This window comes from Clostridium sp. AF37-5 (assembly GCF_003477605.1).
Classification (GTDB): Bacteria; Bacillota; Clostridia; order Lachnospirales; family Lachnospiraceae; genus Eubacterium_F.
In genome coordinates this window covers 169,095-186,205 of record NZ_QUDR01000003.1, presented here as the reverse complement: position 1 = coordinate 186,205, position 17,111 = coordinate 169,095, and the positions used below count along the sequence as shown (strand labels likewise).

The window sequence follows — 17,111 nt, the reverse complement described above, 5'->3', positions numbered from 1 at the left end:
AAAATGAGAAAGAAATTTTACAGACAGGCACAAAAAGGGATTTGTATTGCAACATTATCGGCTACGGTGCTTACAAGTATCCCGACCGTATCCTATGCAGAAGCGTATGCCAAGGGAAGGGCAGTTATGGAAGAAATGCAGAAGCTTTCCCTGCCTACAGAAAACGCAGTGACTTTTAATCTGGCAGATGCGGCTCTTAGACAAGAAAAAACCTTTGTAGATGCGTATGGTGAGGATTTTACTACTACCGTCATCGAAATTAATATTGCAAAAAATGGAACTTACATCATCAAAGGCTCCAATGAGATCAATGGTGCATTTGTCGACACTCACATCAAGGTAGAAAAGGGAGTGGAAGCAAATATTATTTTTGATGGAGCACAGATTCAAAATAATCAGATGTATGATTCGGGTGTGGATAGTTGTGGTAATATCTATACCAACCAGCTTTTTCCGGTACTGGACATCGAAGGAACAGCAAATCTGTATGTGGAAGAGGATTCCTGTCTTACATCGCCGGATAAGGATTATAGTTATGTGATTCAGGTAACTGGTGATATAACGCTCAAAGAAGGTAACGGCCGTCTTACTTTGATGCTAGGTAACTGCAAAGAAGATTCAGAGGAAGAAGAAAACTATGGTTATTCTATATTCGGAAGGAAAGAGGGAGAAAATCGTCGTCAGGGAACTGTCACATTGGAAGGTGGAGATTTGGTTGCCTATGGAGCAATTGAGGGGGTGGAAAAATTTACAATGACTGGAGGAAAAGCAGATTTATCCTACGGTGATGGTCGTTGTGTTTATGCTAAGGATATCGCTATTTTGGGCGGAGAACTGTCACTGACTGATGATGCAGAGAAAGAATGGATTTCGTATTTTCTTAAAGGCAGGAATAGTGTATACATTGACGGAGCGAAGATAACGGCGAAACAGAAATCTCCAACCCAGCAAAGTGTTAAAATTGGCATTGTAGAGTCAGAAGGGTCAAATACGGTAATTTGCAATAGTGTAATTTCCTATGATGAGCAATATTTTACTCTGAATCGCATGTCAGACGTGTCAGATGTGTATGGCAGGAAAATCGGTCTTTTTACCGTGGATGGACTTTTAGAAAATACCAAAGTGAAAACCATTAACGGGCAGCCAGTCACGAATCTCCAGACCGCAGAAGACGGCACCTTGAAGTGCTTTATGGAATATGGGAAAAACATAATTACATTGGAAGATGGAAGCGTTTATACATATACTTACCAGAGTGATGGGGATAGCGGACATGCAATAGAAAACATGATTAAGGATGACCCGGCAGTAAGTACTCACAAGATTACGCTTCAGGTTGAAGGAGAGACAAATCAACAAGAGTTCGTGGTGCCGGATGGATTCAAATTGGGAAATCGATACTTTGACGGACAAAGATATTACGAATATGACTACGGAAGTGCAGGGACTCCGGACAAAATCACAGAAGATATGATGATTACTTTGCGCGAAGTGGAATTAGGAGTGACTGTGGATGGAGAAAAATTTGAAGGAGATGTGCTGCCGAATGAAGTGTTCTATTTTGCACAGGACAGAAATGGTGATAGTTTTGTCGCCTATCCGGGAGATACGGTAAAACAAGGTGCAAGTTATACATCCTGTCTTCCGGCAGTTAAAAAAGATGGAAAATGGTTTGTGAAAATAGGGGGAAAAGCCGATCTTGATTCGCTGCATAAGCTGCTTCTAAAGGATGATGCATTAAATGTTCTTTTGGATGCTGATATTGATTTTAGTGAAGAAGATGTTTCTGGATTGCTCAATGGTGTCGCAAGTTCATTTTATGGCATATTTGATGGAAATGGACATAGTATTACCAATGTGAAAAGTAACTATTATCCATATATTTTGATGGGAAATAATTATGGTACCATCAAAAATGTGCGTATCCGGAATGCAACGGTGCCATCTAGAAATTATTCGGCAGATTTTCGCTCTGGTATTCTCTGTTCCAACAATTATGGAACAATCGAAAATTGTGCGGTGGAGAATGCTGTCATAAAAACGAAGAAGAAGACAGAGTATGACGATGAAATGACTATTAAACTTCGGGTTCACAGCGCATTAGCCGGCGGAAATTATGGCACGATTAAGGATAGTTTTGTAAAGGACATTACGTTTGATGGAGATGGCGATACTTATCCGCTTAGCCAATCATTTACCGGAAGCCATATTGAAAATACATATTATCTTTCAGAAAAAGCAGAAGATAAAAATGCTAAGACGGCACAGCAGTTTGCCTCTGGAGAAGTGTGCAGCCTTCTGAACCATGGAGTGAGTGACGGAAGCCAGTATTGGTACCAGAACATCGACAATGACGGTGAAAATGACAAAGCTCCGGTGGCGGATTCTTCACACGGAACAGTATATACCGGTTATCAGGAATGTGTGAAGAGTTATTCCAATGAAAAACTTCCGGAATCACCGACCGCTCATGACACAATATATACTGCACAAGGAAATGTAATCACAGGTATTTGTAAGAAGGATTCTGCTCATTCAGTGAGGATGACAGTCAGTGGCAAGGATACTGTATATGATAAAACAGCCCATGCAGTTGACATTGGTATCGAGTTAAGTGAAGAATGGGGCAAAATAGAAGTGCCTTATGAAATCTTTTATACACGTGAGGGAACTCGGACAGAGGACCTTACCAGTCCCGGTACCATCAAAGCCACTGTATCGGTAGGCACTGCTAAGGTAGAAGTGGTTTATACCATCAAAGAAGCACCGGCAGAAAAGCCGGTTGTAACGCCAACTGCAAAACCAACCGACAAACCAGCTGTAACGCCAACTGCAAAACCAACCGACAAACCAGCTGCAACGCCAACTGCAAAACCGACCAAGACCTCGGATTCTCAGGCGACGAAGAAGCCTGCTGAAAGGGAAAAAGCAGTACCGAAAAAGGTCGGTGCAATACTGAAAGTAAAAGGAAATAAATACAGAGTAACGAAATCAAAGGCAAAGGGCTCTACGGTTGAATTTACAGGCTATACAAACAAAAAGAAGAAAAAAGTCACCATTCCTGAGAGCATTACCGTTCAGGGTGTTGAGTACGATGTTACTTCCATTGGAGAAAAAGCCTTTAGTAACTGCAAAAAACTGACTCTGCTTGAAATCAAAACAAAGAAACTGACAAAGAAAACGGTTGCTAAAAAAACATTTAAGAGCATCCGAAAAAAGACAGTTATTAAAGTGCCAAAGAGTAAATATAAAGCATATAAAAAGGTACTTCGTGCCAGAGGACTGAACAAGAAAGTCAAGATCAAAAAATAAATTTGGGCTGGTTTCGTTTGCGTCAAATGTTCATGAAAAATACTTGACATAGTGTGATTGGTCATGCTATACTGTTAAGCGTATGCCGCACAACGAGGTTATAGTTCTGTCCATTTTTCATGAGACAGGCACCATAGTTGGCGAGTAATTTTATTAGGAGGTGCTATATGTACGCAATTATAGCAACCGGTGGTAAGCAGTATAAAGTAGAAGAAGGCGACGTAATCAAAGTTGAAAAACTTGGTTTGGAAGCTGGTTCCGAAGTTACTTTTGACCAGGTACTTTTAGTTGGTGACAAAGATGTCAAAGTTGGTACTCCAACTGTTGACGGAGCTTCTGTCAAAGCAACTGTAGTAGCAGAAGGCAAAAGTAAAAAGGTTATTGTTTATCGTTATAAGAGAAAAACCGGATACCACAAAAAGAATGGTCATAGACAGCCATTTACTCAGGTAAAAATCGAAAAGATTAACGCTTAATCTTTCAGGTGAATCTATGATTCAGGTAATTGTAAAAAAGCAGAATGGGAACATAACGGGTTTTCATATGGAAGGGCATGCCGGATACGCGGACCGGGGCAGTGATATTGTTTGTGCTTCGATTTCTGTTCTCGCCATTAACTGTGTAAATTCAATTGAAGAATTTACGGAGGATTCCTTCTCGGAGGGTATGGATGAGGAAAGAGGAATGATTTCTTTTGATTTGACAGGAGAAATTTCGGAGAAAACACAGTTATTGTTACAGTCCATGCTATTGGGAATCGAACATATTGCCGAAGAATATGGAAAGAAGTATGTTCAAATTATTAATCGTTAGGAGGAAAAGACCATGTTGAAAATGAACCTTCAGTTGTTTGCTCATAAAAAAGGAATGGGTTCTACAAAGAACGGTAGAGATTCCGAATCTAAACGCTTAGGCGCTAAAAGAGCTGACGGACAGTTTGTTTTGGCTGGAAATATTCTTTACAGACAGCGTGGCACCAAGATTCATCCGGGTGTTAATGTTGGTAAAGGTGGAGACGATACATTGTATGCTTTGGTAGACGGTGTTCTTCGTTTCGAGAGAAAAGGAAGAGATAAAAAACAGGCTTCCGTATATCCAGTGGAAAGCAAATAAAATCGAAATGATTTGTCAGGGGGCTGCCTTATGTGCAGCCCCTTATTCGTTCATAGAAAGGAAAAAAGTATGTTTGCAGATCGAGCGAAGATAACAATCCGCTCCGGAAAAGGCGGTGACGGTCATGTTAGTTTCCGCCGTGAAAAATACGTTGCTAACGGTGGACCGGATGGTGGCGATGGTGGCCGCGGCGGTGATTTGATATTTGAAGTTGACCCGGGCATTAATACGTTAAACGAATTCCGTCATGTGAGGAAATATTTTGCAGGAGACGGAGAGCCGGGCGGCAAAAGACGCTGTCACGGAGCTGATGGAGAAGATAAAATCGTAAAGGTGCCGGCAGGTACAATTGTACGTGAGGCACAGACAGGACAGGTAATTACCGATATGTCTTACGAAAATAATAGAGAAGTGGTACTAAAAGGTGGAAACGGCGGAAAGGGAAACCAGCATTTTGCAACACCTACGATGCAGGTGCCTAAGTATGCCCAGCCGGGCAAACCCGGTATTGAACTTGAAGTTATCCTTGAATTAAAAGTTATTGCTGATGTTGGTTTGGTTGGATTCCCAAATGTCGGAAAGTCTACCCTTTTATCAAGAGTGACGAACGCACAGCCAAAGATTGCAAATTATCATTTTACAACTTTGAATCCAAATCTTGGTGTGGTTGATTTAGATGGTGCCGATGGATTTGTTATCGCTGATATTCCGGGATTGATTGAAGGAGCTTCAGAAGGTGTTGGATTAGGACATGAATTTTTACGTCATATTGAACGTACCCGCGTGCTCATTCATATGGTGGATGCAGCATCCACAGAGGGCAGAGACCCAATTGAAGACATTCATGCCATTAACGAGGAATTAAAAGCTTATAATCCGAAAATTGCTAAGCGCCCGCAGGTCATTGCTGCCAACAAAATCGATTGCTTTTATGGTGAAGACCGTGAAAAAGTATTGCAGGCAATCAAGGATGAATTTGAACCGGAAGGAATTTCAGTATTTCCGATATCTGCTGTCAGCGGAGAAGGTGTGCAGGCATTACTTTATCATGTCAAAGACATGCTTGACCATGTCAAAGAAGAACAGGTTGTTTTTGAAAAAGAATACATGATAAAAGAACCGGATTTCTCAAATGAACCGTATACGGTTGAAAAAAGCGAGGAAGAAGAAGGACTTTACATTGTCGAAGGTCCTCGTATCGAAAGAATGCTTGGTTATACCAATCTGGATTCCGAAAAAGGATTTGAATTCTTCCAAAAATTCTTAAAAACAAACGGAATCCTTGACGAATTAGAAAAACTTGGAATCGAAGAAGGCGACACCGTAAAAATGTACGGCTGGCAATTTGAATTTATGCGATAACTACAAAGCAACGCACATCTGCATGAATACACTTATGCAAGCTCGCTTGCAAATAAGTGTATTCGCGCAGATGTATGTCGCGCGTAGCGCGACCGAGATGAAGCGAGGCGCGCTGCGCGTAGCAATGCGAAGCAAGAAGGAGGAAAAAATGACAAGCAAACAAAGAGCCTATTTAAAAAGCCTGGCAATGAAGATGGAACCAATCATGCAGATTGGCAAGGCAACCATCACACCGGAACTTACAGAATCGGTAGAACAGGCATTAGAGGCAAGAGAATTAATCAAAATTAATGTATTAAAAAACTGTGTGGCAATGCCCGGTGATGTTGCAGCACTGTTAGCAGAACGGACTCATTCGGATGTAGTACAGGTAATCGGAAGAAAAATTGTATTATATCGTGAATCTAAAACAAAGAAAAAAATTGAACTGCCAAAGGCAAAAAATACAAAGGAGTAGGTAAAAGAATGAAAATCGGAATCATGGGCGGAACATTTAATCCGATTCATAATGCTCATTTGATGATGGCTCAGGCTGCGTATGAACAGTATAAATTGGATGAAATATGGTTTATGCCATCAGCGAAACCACCGCACAAAAATCAGGATGAAATTGCAGAAAAAGAACATAGAAAACGTATGGTTCAGTTTGCGATTGACAAAACCCCGTATTTTAAATATTCAAATGTTGAATATAAAAGAGAAGGGAAAACATACACGTATGACACACTTGTAGAATTAAAGAAAGAAAGAGAAGATGCGCACTTTTATTTTATTATGGGTGGCGACTCTTTAGCGCAGTTTGAACAGTGGTATCATCCGGAAAAAATTGTGAAATTGTGTACGATATTGGCTGCCTCACGGGATGAGGTTTCCTATGAGCAGACGAAAGAGTACTGCAAGCAGTTAAGTGAACGGTTAGATGGAGATTTTCGTCCACTGAAAATACCTGCCATGTCAATTTCTTCACATGAAATCCGAAAACGTATTAAAAAGGGAAAGTCAATTATTGGATATTGTCCGGAGCCTGTGGTACGTTATATTCAGATGCACCGGTTATATGGTGACTCTAGTTTTGAAATACCTAAAAACGAAAAAGAACAGATGGACTGCTTAGCGGCATCGCTTCGGCCGAAACGATTTGTTCATACGTTAGGAGTTGCCAATATGGCGGCAAATCTTGCCATGATGCATGATGATGTTTCACTGCAAAGAGCAAAATTAGCCGGTCTTTTGCATGACTGTGCGAAATATCTGACGAATGAAGAGATATTTGCCTTATGTGAGAAACTGGAAATTCCATTGTCTGAGTCCGAAAAAAGTACCCCTGCTGTAATTCATGGGAAATTAGGTGCTAAATTAGCGGTGCTTCGATATGGCATAGAAGATGATGAAATTTGTTCTGCCATTGCCTGTCATACAACCGGCAAGTCGCAGATGACGACATTAGAGAAAATAATTTACATTGCGGATTATATTGAGCCAAACCGTGATATGGACTGCAAACCATATCCGCTTGAAAGAATTCGAAGGACAGCCTTTTTTGATTTGAATCAGGCAACAGGTATGATTTTAAAAAACACATTAACGTATTTAGAAGAGAATCAGATGCCGATTGATGAAATGTCACTGGAAGCGTTTCATTATTATTTCACAATAAAATAGAATCAGGAGGAAACGTTAGATGGAAAATCAGTCGAAAAAAATGGTACAGATTGTTTATGATGCCTTGGATGAAAAACTGGGAGAGGACATTGAGATACTTAAAGTCGATGAAATTTCGATAATTGCAGATTATCTGGTAATTGCAAATGGAAGAAATCAGAATCAGTTAAATGCCATGACGGATTTAGTCGAGGAAAAAATGATAGAAGCCGGCTATAAAAGCAAGAGAATTGAGGGGAATAAAAATTCTTCCTGGGTTTTGATGGATTATGGCGATGTAATTGTTCATGTTTTTTCCAAAGAAGACCGCTTGTTTTATGATTTAGAGCGAATCTGGAAAGATGGAAAGAAGATTTCGAGAGAAGAATTATAAAAAAATTCCATGCGTAAGAGATAAGATAACGCTTCGCGTTATAAGCCTCTTACACATGGAATTTTTTTATTGCATTTTGTTCGAGAGAGCAATAAAAAGATTTTATATGCTCTGTTTTTGTGATATAAGTTTAGAAGAAGCGGTATAAGCCGATTACTTTTCCTAATATGATTACTTCGTTTACATAAATTGGCTCCATAGAATCATTTTCCGGCTGGAGACGGTAACGTCCGCTTTCTTTGTAGTAAGTTTTTACCGTGGCGGAATCATCAATTAATGCAACTACAATATCGCCGTCTCTGGCAGTAGGAGTCTGCTGCACAATGATTTTGTCACCGTCATAAATACCGACATTTATCATACTTTCACCGCGGACATCAAGCATAAATAAGTTACCGGCAGGGAGCTGGTCTGCAAGCATTGGAAAATAATTTTCGATATTCTGCTCCGCAAATAATGGGGCACCGGCGGCAACATGTCCTAACAATGGAATGTTGCGGATTTCGCGCCTGGATAAATTAAAATCATCATCTATAATTTCAATTGCACGTGGTTTCGTCGGGTCACGGCGGATATAACCATTCTTTTCTAATGTCTCCAAATGAGAGTGTACCGAAGATGTTGACTTTAAATGAACAGCTGAACAAATTTCCCGTACTGCCGGTGGATATCCTTTTTCTAAAATTTGTGCTTTTATGTATTCTAATATTTCAGCCTGCTTTGCTGATATTCTGCCATTTCCCATAGAAACCTCCTAAAAAATTAGTAAAATACAAACAATTGTTTGCTTTTTAAATATATCATAATTTATTATGTGTGTCAAACGAATGTTCGTTTTTTTGCGAAAAATGGAATTTATCATAGACAAATGACGACAGAATGGTTATAATAAACAAAGATATTCAAGATAAGGAGTGTAAATGGGAATGAAAAACGAGAAAAAAGGCTTTTTTAGCAGAATGCTGAGTTCAGAACATAAAGTATTTGAGACAAGTATGTTTGGTATTAGCGTGGTACTTACACTTGCGTTAGTGATTGGAATTGGCTATTATATTTCGGTTGCTTTCTTTAATCATAATACGGTTACAGATGAAGAGGCTAATGCTTCTGCTGTATCGGACAGTGCTGTTACGGTAAGAGAAAGTCCGGAGCCAACACAGACACCGGATGAAAATACGATGATTCGTGAAGATGATGCCGATACGCAGGTGGATGAGGAACTGGCAAAGGCAACGGAAGGTTATACGACATCGACTGTTAATATGCGTTCCGAACCGTCTTTGACGGCAAGTGTTGTGGCAAAAGTTCCGGCATCGACAAAACTGACTTTCTCTGGTTTGCAGAAGAAAGAATGGATGGAAGTTGAGTATAATGGACAGAAAGGTTATATCAATGCGATGTATCTCTCTGTTGATAAACCAAAACCGATTGAGACAGTTACTCCAAGACCGACTCAGACACCGGTTCGTACAACGGCTACACCAAAGGCTACAAAAGTACCAAAGGCTACGAAGACACCAAAAGCGTCCAAATCGCCAAAGGCTACGAAGATGCCGAAAGCAACGAAAACGCCAGGTGCTGTTGTTACAAAAGCACCGACTCAGGCACCAACAGAAGCGCCAACTCAGGCACCGACAGAAGCACCAACTCAGGTACCGACTCCAGAGCCGACTGCTAATACAACAGAATAGATTGGAATATTGCGAAAGAGGTAACAAAGACCATGGAACAGTTAACGCCAATGATGCAGCAGTACATGGAAACGAAAAATGAATATAAAGACTGTATTCTCTTTTACCGGTTAGGGGACTTCTATGAAATGTTTTTTGATGATGCCATATGTGCACACAAAGAACTTGAATTAACCCTGACCGGAAAGAGTTGTGGTCTTAAAGAGCGGGCACCCATGTGTGGTGTCCCGTTTCATTCTGCGGAGACATATATTAACCGTTTGGTAGAGCGGGGCTATAAAGTAGCGATTTGTGAACAGGTAGAAGACCCGAAACTGGCAAAAGGATTGGTAAAAAGAGAAGTAACACGTATTGTTACACCGGGTACCAATTGTTTTACCGGTTCTTTAGATGAAACGAGAAATAATTATTTAATGGGAATTGTTTCAGTTGACCATAGTTTTGGCATTTCGATTGTAGATGTCACAACAGGAGAATATATGCTTACCGAAGTAGAGTCGGTAAGTAAACTTTTGGATGAAGTAAATAAATATATGCCGGCCGAGATTATCTGCAATGATTCCTTTTACATATCCGGTGTTGACTTGACCGATTTGAGTGAACGGCTTGGAATTACCATTTCTGCACTCGAACCGCGCTACTTTGAAAAAGAAAGCTGCTGGGAGGCTCTGTGCCGTCATTTTCATGTAAGCAGTTTAGACGGCATGGGAGTAGAGGAATACTCGATTGGCATGATTGCGGCAGGAGCCGTCATGATGTATTTGATTGAAACGCAAAAGTGTGCCCTAGAGCACATTTCACATTTGCAGCCGTATCATGTTGGCAAGTATATGCTTTTAGACAGAAATACCAGACGGAATCTGGAACTGGTAGAGACACTGCGTGAAAAGCAGAAAAGAGGTTCGCTTCTCTGGGTGCTTGATAAGACAAAAACAGCGATGGGTGCCAGAAAATTGCGTGCTTCCATTGAACAGCCTTTGATTGAGGAAGAAGAGATTCTTGCGCGTTATGATGCGATTGAGGAATTAAATGCGAATGTTATTACCAGAGAGGAAATTCGTGAATATCTGAATCCGGTATATGACTTAGAGCGTCTTTTGAGCAAAATCAGTTACCGTACTGTAAATCCAAGAGATATGATAGCACTGGAATCTTCTTTGGAAATGCTTCCGGCGATTCGTATGCTTCTTGGCAATTTTAAAGCGCCGCTTTTTAAAGACTTATATGATAAGATGGATGCACTGGAAGATATTTACGGATGGATTCATTCGGCAATTGAGGAAGAACCACCGATTTCGGTAAGAGAGGGCGGTATCTTTAAAAACGGTTATCATGAAGAAATTGATAAGCTCAGACAGGCAAAAACCGAAGGCAAAGACTGGCTGGCAAATTTAGAGGCAAAAGAAAAAGAACATACAGGAATTAAGAATCTTAGAATTAAATATAATAAAGTTTTCGGGTATTATTTTGAGGTCACAAAATCTTTTCTTGACCAGGTGCCGGAAAACTGGATTCGAAAACAGACATTGACAAATGCGGAGCGTTACACGACTAATGAACTGAAAGAAATGGAAGATGTGATTCTGGGGGCGGAGGACCGGCTTTATAATCTGGAATATGCGGTGTTTTGCGAACTGCGGGATAAAATATTTGGGCAGATGAAGCGGATTCAGGATACGGCATCGGTGATTGCCTTTTTGGATATGTTAGCATCTCTTGCGTATGTAGCAGAGCATAATCAGTATGTACGGCCAACCATTAATCACAATGGCTCCATTACGATTAAAGAAGGCAGACATCCGGTGATTGAGCAGATGATGACAAAGGATATGTTTATTGCTAACGATACCTACTTAGATGATGATACACACCGTGTTGTGATTATTACCGGCCCAAATATGGCGGGTAAATCTACTTATATGCGTCAGACAGCATTGATTTCTTTAATGGCGCAGATTGGCTGTTTTGTTCCGGCAAGAGAAGCAGATTTGTCATTAGTTGACCGCATATTTACGCGTGTCGGGGCATCGGATGACTTGGCGAGCGGGCAGAGTACCTTTATGGTGGAAATGACCGAAGTTGCCAATATTTTACATAACGCAACAAAAGACAGTTTGATTATTTTAGACGAAATCGGCCGCGGAACTAGTACCTTTGACGGACTAAGTATTGCATGGTCGGTTGTTGAACACATAGTAAATAAGAAAAAAATTGGAGCAAAAACATTATTTGCCACACATTACCACGAATTGACGGAATTGGAGGGCAAATTAGAAGGCGTCCAGAATTACTGTATTGCCGTAAAAGAGGATGGAGAGGATATCGTATTCCTTCGCAAAATTGTAAAGGGCGGTGCTGACCGCAGTTATGGTATTCAGGTTGCCAGACTTGCCGGTGTTCCGGATGAAGTTTTAGTCCGTGCAAGGGAAATTGCGGATTTGTTGGAGGCCAAAGATGCCAATAGTAATCTATCAAAACTTACGGATTTAAGTGAGAAAGATTTAAAAGGCGGCACGGAAGCCATGACGCAGCTTTCCATTTTTGATACGATGGAGACGACAAATCAGACGGATGCCATTTTGTTTGAACTGCGTGATATTAATTTATCCAATGTGACACCGATGGATGCGATGAATTTAGTTTACAAGTGGCAGAATAAATTAAAAGAACAGTGGTAAAAAGAAACGGAGGATGTCATGATTCAAGTTCTTGACCAAAAAACGATAAATCAAATTGCGGCAGGCGAAGTTGTGGAACGTCCTTCGGCTGTTGTGAAAGAATTAATGGAAAATTCTTTGGATGCCGGTGCATCCGCCATTACAATCGAAATAAAAGAAGGCGGAATTTCCATGATTCGTATCACGGATAATGGTGCAGGTATTGCAAAAGAGGAAATTCCGACGGCATTTTTACGCCATGCGACAAGCAAAATTAGAAATACTGAGGATTTACTTTCGGTAACAAGTCTTGGGTTCCGCGGCGAGGCATTGTCAAGTATTGCGGCGGTGGCTCAGGTTGAATTGATTACAAAAAGAAAGGAAGACATTGTCGGAACCAGATATTCCATTGAGGGCGGAAAAGAGACCGGATGTGAGGAAGTCGGCTGCCCGGAAGGAACTACTTTTGTGGTACGAAACTTGTTTTATAACACACCGGCAAGAAGAAAATTTTTAAAATCAAAAACAACTGAGGGAAACTATATTCATGAACTGGTGCAGCGGTATTCACTGGCTCATGCGGATATCCGTTTCTCTTTTATTGTAGATGGGAAAACAAAATTTCAGACAAGTGGTGACGGACAGGTAAAGACCAATATTTTTTATCACTACGGAAGAGAAATTACGAAAGAACTGATACCGATTTGTCAAGAACAGGATGGCATGCGTTTAGAAGGATTTATTGGAAAACCGATTTTATCAAGGGGAAACCGCTCAATGATGAATTACTTTGTAAATGGGCGTTATATCAAAAGTCCGATTTTGGCAAATGCAACCATGCAGGGATATCAGGGATTTCTTATGGGACACCGTTACCCGTTTGTGGTACTCATGCTTTCGATTGATTCTTCTTTTATTGATGTCAATGTCCATCCGACCAAAATGGAAATCCGCTTTACAAATCAGATGGAAGTTTTATCACTTGTGAGAGACACGGTTACTGAGGCATTGAAGCAGAGTACTTTAATTCCGGATGTCACACTGGATGAAAAAGAGAAGCAAAGCCCGGTAGAAGAAAAACCGATTGAAAAACAGCCGGAGCCGTTTGAATATGAAAGAAAAAAAGAGTGGAGTATGCGCGCACAACCGGAGAAAAAGATGGAAGAAAAACCATTTGTGTATGAAAGTGCACCATTTTCCGGAAAGCAGAATGTATCAATTGTAAGAGAAGATTACAAGCAATTAGATTTTAAGAAAGAAGAACAGCAAGAGGGTGTTGTTTTCCGGATTATCGGACAGGTTTTCGGCACCTACTGGCTTGTGGAGTACGAAAAAGAATTATTGATTATTGACCAGCATGCAGCTCATGAAAAAGTGTTATACGAGAAATTAATGAAAAAGTTAAAGGATAAAAAACCGCTGACACAGAATTTGATTGCGCCGATTGTTGTGTCGCTGTCAGGACGGGAAATTGAAGTGTTAGAGGAGAATGCACAGACCTTAACTGCTATTGGCTTTTGCTGGGAAATGTTTGGGGACAGAGAGTATTTGATTACCGGTGTGCCGGCTGACTTTTTGAATTTAGAGCCGAAACAGTTGTTTTTGGAATTGCTAGACAATTTGAGAAATCAAAATATGAAATCGGCACCGGAATTTGTAATCGACCATTGTGCTACGATGGCATGCAAGGCGGCGGTGAAGGGCAATCATACGTTGTCTTACGCAGAGGCAAAAGAGCTGATTGGACAGATGTTACAGATGGATCAGCCGTATCATTGTCCCCATGGAAGACCGACAACGATTGCAATGAGCCAGTATGAATTTGAAAAAAAATTCAAACGTGTGCTTTGAATGTCAAAAAGGAGTGTATGGATATGAAAAAACCAATTATTGTTTTGACAGGGCCAACCGCTGTCGGGAAAACGGAAATATCCATTGAGCTGGCAAAAGCGGCAGGCGGTGAAATTATTTCAGCTGATTCGATGCAAGTATACAAACAGATGGATATTGGAACTGCAAAAATTAAAAAAGAGCAGATGCAGGGCGTTACGCACTATATGATTGATGAATGGAATCCGGATGAAGAATTTAACGTGATGATTTTTCAAAAACGCGTAAAGGAAATTATGGAAGATATTTATAATCGTGGGAAGATTCCGATTCTTGTAGGCGGAACCGGGTTTTATATTCAAGCAGTGTTAAATGATATTGCTTTTACAAAAGAAAAACAGGGTGATGAAATCAGAGCGGATTTGCAAAATCTGGCAAAAGAAAAAGGTGCTTCTTATCTACATCATGAACTGCAAAAAGTGGATAAAGAATCCGCAGAAGCCATTCATCCAAATAACATAAAACGTGTGATTCGTGCCTTGGAGTATTTTCAAAGTACCGGACAGAAATTTTCAGATCACAATAAAGAGGAGCGGCAGAAAGGGTCGCCGTATAATTTTTTGTATCTGGTTCTCACAATGAACCGGAAGGTGCTTTATGAACGGATTGACAAACGGGTTGACCAGATGATGGAAGAGGGACTTGTCAAGGAGGTAAAACAACTTTTGGACGCCGGTTATTCAAGAAATTTGGTTTCCATGCAAGGGCTTGGCTACAAAGAAATTGCGTCAGCTCTTTTTAAAGAGTGTACAATGGAAGAAGCTGTTTACCGCTTAAAACGGGACACCAGACATTTCGCAAAACGTCAGATGACATGGTTTCGACGGGAACGAGATGTGACAATGATTAACAAAGATAATTTTTCAAATAACCATGAAATTGTAAACTATATTATGAAATTAGCAGTAGAAAAGGGCATTTGTTCATGCCGGGAAGGATAAATCATGACAACAGAAGAAATGTATGAAAAATTTGGAATTAAAAAAGATGTGATTGATTTTGGAAAAACTGTTTTGGGAGAAATCGAAGATCGGTTTGCTAAAATTGATGAAGTGGCGGAAATTAATCAGTTGAAAGTAATTCATGCCATGCAGAAGAACCGTGTGAGTGAAAACCATTTGTGGGGAACAACAGGGTATGGTTATAACGATACCGGAAGAGATACGTTGGAAGCCGTATATGCTGACATTTTTGAAGCAGAAGATGCACTTGTGCGCTCACAGATTACCTGCGGAACGCATGCGTTGACAATTGCTTTATCGTCGATTCTTCGACCGGGGGATGAACTGCTGTCGCCGGTTGGAAAACCATATGATACATTGGAAGGAATCATCGGCATCGAGGGAACAGATACCAAAGGATCTCTTCGTGAATTTGGGGTATCTTATCGACAGGTAGATTTGGTCGGTGACAGTGAATTTGATTATGCAGGAATCAAAAATGCATTAAATGAGAAAACAAAATTAGTCACGATTCAGCGTTCCAAAGGATACGCAATGCGCAAAACCTTGTCTGTTGAGCGGATTGGAGAACTGATTCGTTATATCAAATCGATAAAGCCGGATGTCATCTGCATGGTAGATAACTGTTATGGTGAATTTGTAGAAACCATCGAGCCAACGCAGGTTGGAGCCGATATTTGTGTAGGTTCTCTGATAAAAAATCCGGGTGGCGGTCTGGCACCTTTGGGCGGGTATATTGTTGGACGGAAAGATTTAGTTGAACTTGCTGCATACCGCCTTACGGCACCTGGTCTTGGCAAAGAAGTAGGGGCTTCCCTTCAGGTTAATTCGGCGTTTTATCAAGGATTATTTTTAGCACCGACGGTTGTGGCAAGTGCCTTAAAGTCTGCTATTTTTGCTGCAAATTTATATGAAAAACTTGGCTTTACGGCAAGTCCTAATGGTAAAGAAGACAGACACGATATCATTCAGGCAATTGCTTTTGGCACACCGGAACGAATTATCGCCTTCTGCCAGGGAATCCAGCAGGCAGCCCCGGTAGATGCCTACGTTCTGCCGGAGCCATATGCGATGCCCGGCTATCACAGCGATGTCATTATGGCAGCGGGTGCTTTTGTACAGGGGTCCTCTATTGAATTAAGTGCAGATGCCCCGATTGAACCGCCTTACAGTGTCTATTTTCAGGGTGGAATTACATGGCCGCACGGAAAGATGGGTATATTAAAAACACTGCAAAATATGATTGATGGTGGATTTGTCGAATTGCCATAGATTTTGGCAAAATTCAAAAAAAATTCACAGAAAAATCTTGCTTAATAGGTATACATTTTTGCCTTGATATGGTAAAATAACAATGTTTAGGTGGAATTTGGTTCCGAAAGGAGCCGAAATGAAAAAAGAAAATTTTACCATGAAAGAATTGCCGGATTCGGAAAAGCCGTATGAGAAGTGTGAAAGAGACGGTGCAAAGTCTTTGTCGAATGCAGAATTACTTGCTGTCATTTTAAAGTCCGGAACAAAGGATAAGACGAGTCTTGCCCTCGCTTTGGAAGTGCTGAGTGCACATCCTTCTTTTCAGGGTTTGATGGGATTGTTTCATCTGACGCGCAATCAGCTTCTTCAGATTCACGGAATTGGTCCGGTGAAGGCAGTTCAGATTTTGTGTGCGGTGGAGTTGTCCAAACGACTGGCAAGAGAGAGTAAGTGTAATGCCACAAATTTTAGCCGCCCCGAACAACTGGCGGCTTATTTTATGGATGAAATGCGAAATCTCGAAACGGAGCATTTGTATCTTGCAGCACTGGATGCAAGCGGAAGGCTGCTCTACGACAAAGCAGTTTTTAAGGGAACTATAAACTATTCTGTGGTAAATCCGAGAGAGATTCTGCGGATTGCCCTGCAATGCGACGCGGCTCAGATTGTGATACTGCATAATCATCCGAGTGGGAATCCCATTCCGAGCGGAGAAGATATCAAGATGACCAAACGGTTATATGAGGCTTCAGATTTGATTGGTATTCCTTTGGTTGACCACATTATCATTGGTGATAACCGCTACATTAGTTTAAAAGAAAGAGGATTGATTTGA

Annotated in this window: 15 protein-coding genes; 14 read left to right on the top strand and 1 reads right to left on the bottom strand. The window is 40.8% G+C overall.

Going from position 1 to position 17,111, the window contains the following annotated elements:
• Nucleotides 1–3: 3 nt before the first annotated feature.
• From DW019_RS15260 to rsfS, 8 genes are all read left to right on the top strand, one after another.
• Nucleotides 4–3,312, top strand: a complete 3,309-nt coding sequence (locus DW019_RS15260) for a hypothetical protein (RefSeq protein WP_207663917.1) — start codon at nucleotides 4–6, stop codon at nucleotides 3,310–3,312.
• A gap of 167 nt (nucleotides 3,313–3,479) precedes the next feature.
• The gene (gene rplU / locus DW019_RS03370) at nucleotides 3,480–3,788 is read left to right on the top strand and encodes a 50S ribosomal protein L21 (protein ID WP_022376789.1); all 309 of its coding nucleotides are present in this window, start codon (nucleotides 3,480–3,482) and stop codon (nucleotides 3,786–3,788) included.
• 16 nt (nucleotides 3,789–3,804) lie between these two features.
• Nucleotides 3,805–4,125, top strand: a complete 321-nt coding sequence (locus DW019_RS03365; protein ID WP_022376790.1) for a ribosomal-processing cysteine protease Prp — start codon at nucleotides 3,805–3,807, stop codon at nucleotides 4,123–4,125.
• 12 nt (nucleotides 4,126–4,137) lie between these two features.
• On the top strand, nucleotides 4,138–4,425 hold the full coding sequence (gene rpmA, locus DW019_RS03360) for a 50S ribosomal protein L27 (RefSeq protein WP_022376791.1): 288 nt from the start codon (nucleotides 4,138–4,140) through the stop codon (nucleotides 4,423–4,425).
• 69 nt (nucleotides 4,426–4,494) lie between these two features.
• Complete coding sequence (gene obgE / locus DW019_RS03355) at nucleotides 4,495–5,787, top strand: GTPase ObgE (protein ID WP_117478564.1); 1,293 nt, start codon at nucleotides 4,495–4,497, stop codon at nucleotides 5,785–5,787.
• Nucleotides 5,788–5,935: 148 nt separating this feature from the next.
• Nucleotides 5,936–6,244, top strand: coding sequence for a ribosome assembly RNA-binding protein YhbY (yhbY, locus tag DW019_RS03350; protein WP_022376793.1), 309 nt, complete (start codon nucleotides 5,936–5,938; stop codon nucleotides 6,242–6,244).
• Between the two features lie 8 nt (nucleotides 6,245–6,252).
• Nucleotides 6,253–7,449, top strand: coding sequence for a nicotinate-nucleotide adenylyltransferase (gene nadD / locus DW019_RS03345; RefSeq protein WP_117478565.1), 1,197 nt, complete (start codon nucleotides 6,253–6,255; stop codon nucleotides 7,447–7,449).
• Nucleotides 7,450–7,468: 19 nt separating this feature from the next.
• Nucleotides 7,469–7,822, top strand: a complete 354-nt coding sequence (gene rsfS, locus DW019_RS03340) for a ribosome silencing factor (RefSeq protein ID WP_117478566.1) — start codon at nucleotides 7,469–7,471, stop codon at nucleotides 7,820–7,822.
• A gap of 130 nt (nucleotides 7,823–7,952) precedes the next feature.
• On the opposite strand, the gene lexA is transcribed toward rsfS, so the two are convergent.
• The gene (lexA, locus tag DW019_RS03335) at nucleotides 7,953–8,567 is read right to left on the bottom strand and encodes a transcriptional repressor LexA (protein ID WP_117478567.1); all 615 of its coding nucleotides are present in this window, start codon (nucleotides 8,565–8,567) and stop codon (nucleotides 7,953–7,955) included.
• Between the two features lie 181 nt (nucleotides 8,568–8,748).
• Here lexA and DW019_RS03330 point away from each other — a divergent pair, with 181 nt between their 5' ends.
• From DW019_RS03330 to radC, 6 genes are all read left to right on the top strand, one after another.
• The gene (locus DW019_RS03330; protein ID WP_182431032.1) at nucleotides 8,749–9,513 is read left to right on the top strand and encodes an SH3 domain-containing protein; all 765 of its coding nucleotides are present in this window, start codon (nucleotides 8,749–8,751) and stop codon (nucleotides 9,511–9,513) included.
• A gap of 32 nt (nucleotides 9,514–9,545) precedes the next feature.
• Nucleotides 9,546–12,191 carry a DNA mismatch repair protein MutS gene (gene mutS, locus DW019_RS03325; protein WP_118442514.1) on the top strand — a complete coding sequence of 882 codons (2,646 nt, stop codon included), beginning with the start codon at nucleotides 9,546–9,548 and terminating at the stop codon, nucleotides 12,189–12,191.
• Nucleotides 12,192–12,209: 18 nt separating this feature from the next.
• Complete coding sequence (mutL, locus tag DW019_RS03320) at nucleotides 12,210–14,021, top strand: DNA mismatch repair endonuclease MutL (protein ID WP_118442513.1); 1,812 nt, start codon at nucleotides 12,210–12,212, stop codon at nucleotides 14,019–14,021.
• A gap of 23 nt (nucleotides 14,022–14,044) precedes the next feature.
• Nucleotides 14,045–15,001, top strand: a complete 957-nt coding sequence (gene miaA, locus DW019_RS03315) for a tRNA (adenosine(37)-N6)-dimethylallyltransferase MiaA (RefSeq protein WP_118442512.1) — start codon at nucleotides 14,045–14,047, stop codon at nucleotides 14,999–15,001.
• 3 nt (nucleotides 15,002–15,004) lie between these two features.
• Complete coding sequence (locus DW019_RS03310) at nucleotides 15,005–16,294, top strand: methionine gamma-lyase family protein (protein WP_118442511.1); 1,290 nt, start codon at nucleotides 15,005–15,007, stop codon at nucleotides 16,292–16,294.
• Nucleotides 16,295–16,412: 118 nt separating this feature from the next.
• Complete coding sequence (gene radC / locus DW019_RS03305) at nucleotides 16,413–17,111, top strand: DNA repair protein RadC (RefSeq protein ID WP_022376802.1); 699 nt, start codon at nucleotides 16,413–16,415, stop codon at nucleotides 17,109–17,111.

Bases quoted from the DNA above. Each gene is read 5' to 3' on its own strand.
- DW019_RS15260 (WP_207663917.1), top strand. From the start codon at position 4: ATGAGAAAGAAATTTTACAGACAGGCACAAAAAGGGATTTGTATTGCA.
- rplU (WP_022376789.1), top strand. From the start codon at position 3,480: ATGTACGCAATTATAGCAACCGGTGGTAAGCAGTATAAAGTAGAAGAA.
- DW019_RS03365 (WP_022376790.1), top strand. From the start codon at position 3,805: ATGATTCAGGTAATTGTAAAAAAGCAGAATGGGAACATAACGGGTTTT.
- rpmA (WP_022376791.1), top strand. From the start codon at position 4,138: ATGTTGAAAATGAACCTTCAGTTGTTTGCTCATAAAAAAGGAATGGGT.
- obgE (WP_117478564.1), top strand. From the start codon at position 4,495: ATGTTTGCAGATCGAGCGAAGATAACAATCCGCTCCGGAAAAGGCGGT.
- yhbY (WP_022376793.1), top strand. From the start codon at position 5,936: ATGACAAGCAAACAAAGAGCCTATTTAAAAAGCCTGGCAATGAAGATG.
- nadD (WP_117478565.1), top strand. From the start codon at position 6,253: ATGAAAATCGGAATCATGGGCGGAACATTTAATCCGATTCATAATGCT.
- rsfS (WP_117478566.1), top strand. From the start codon at position 7,469: ATGGAAAATCAGTCGAAAAAAATGGTACAGATTGTTTATGATGCCTTG.
- lexA (WP_117478567.1), bottom strand. From the start codon at position 8,567: ATGGGAAATGGCAGAATATCAGCAAAGCAGGCTGAAATATTAGAATAC.
- DW019_RS03330 (WP_182431032.1), top strand. From the start codon at position 8,749: ATGAAAAACGAGAAAAAAGGCTTTTTTAGCAGAATGCTGAGTTCAGAA.
- mutS (WP_118442514.1), top strand. From the start codon at position 9,546: ATGGAACAGTTAACGCCAATGATGCAGCAGTACATGGAAACGAAAAAT.
- mutL (WP_118442513.1), top strand. From the start codon at position 12,210: ATGATTCAAGTTCTTGACCAAAAAACGATAAATCAAATTGCGGCAGGC.
- miaA (WP_118442512.1), top strand. From the start codon at position 14,045: ATGAAAAAACCAATTATTGTTTTGACAGGGCCAACCGCTGTCGGGAAA.
- DW019_RS03310 (WP_118442511.1), top strand. From the start codon at position 15,005: ATGACAACAGAAGAAATGTATGAAAAATTTGGAATTAAAAAAGATGTG.
- radC (WP_022376802.1), top strand. From the start codon at position 16,413: ATGAAAAAAGAAAATTTTACCATGAAAGAATTGCCGGATTCGGAAAAG.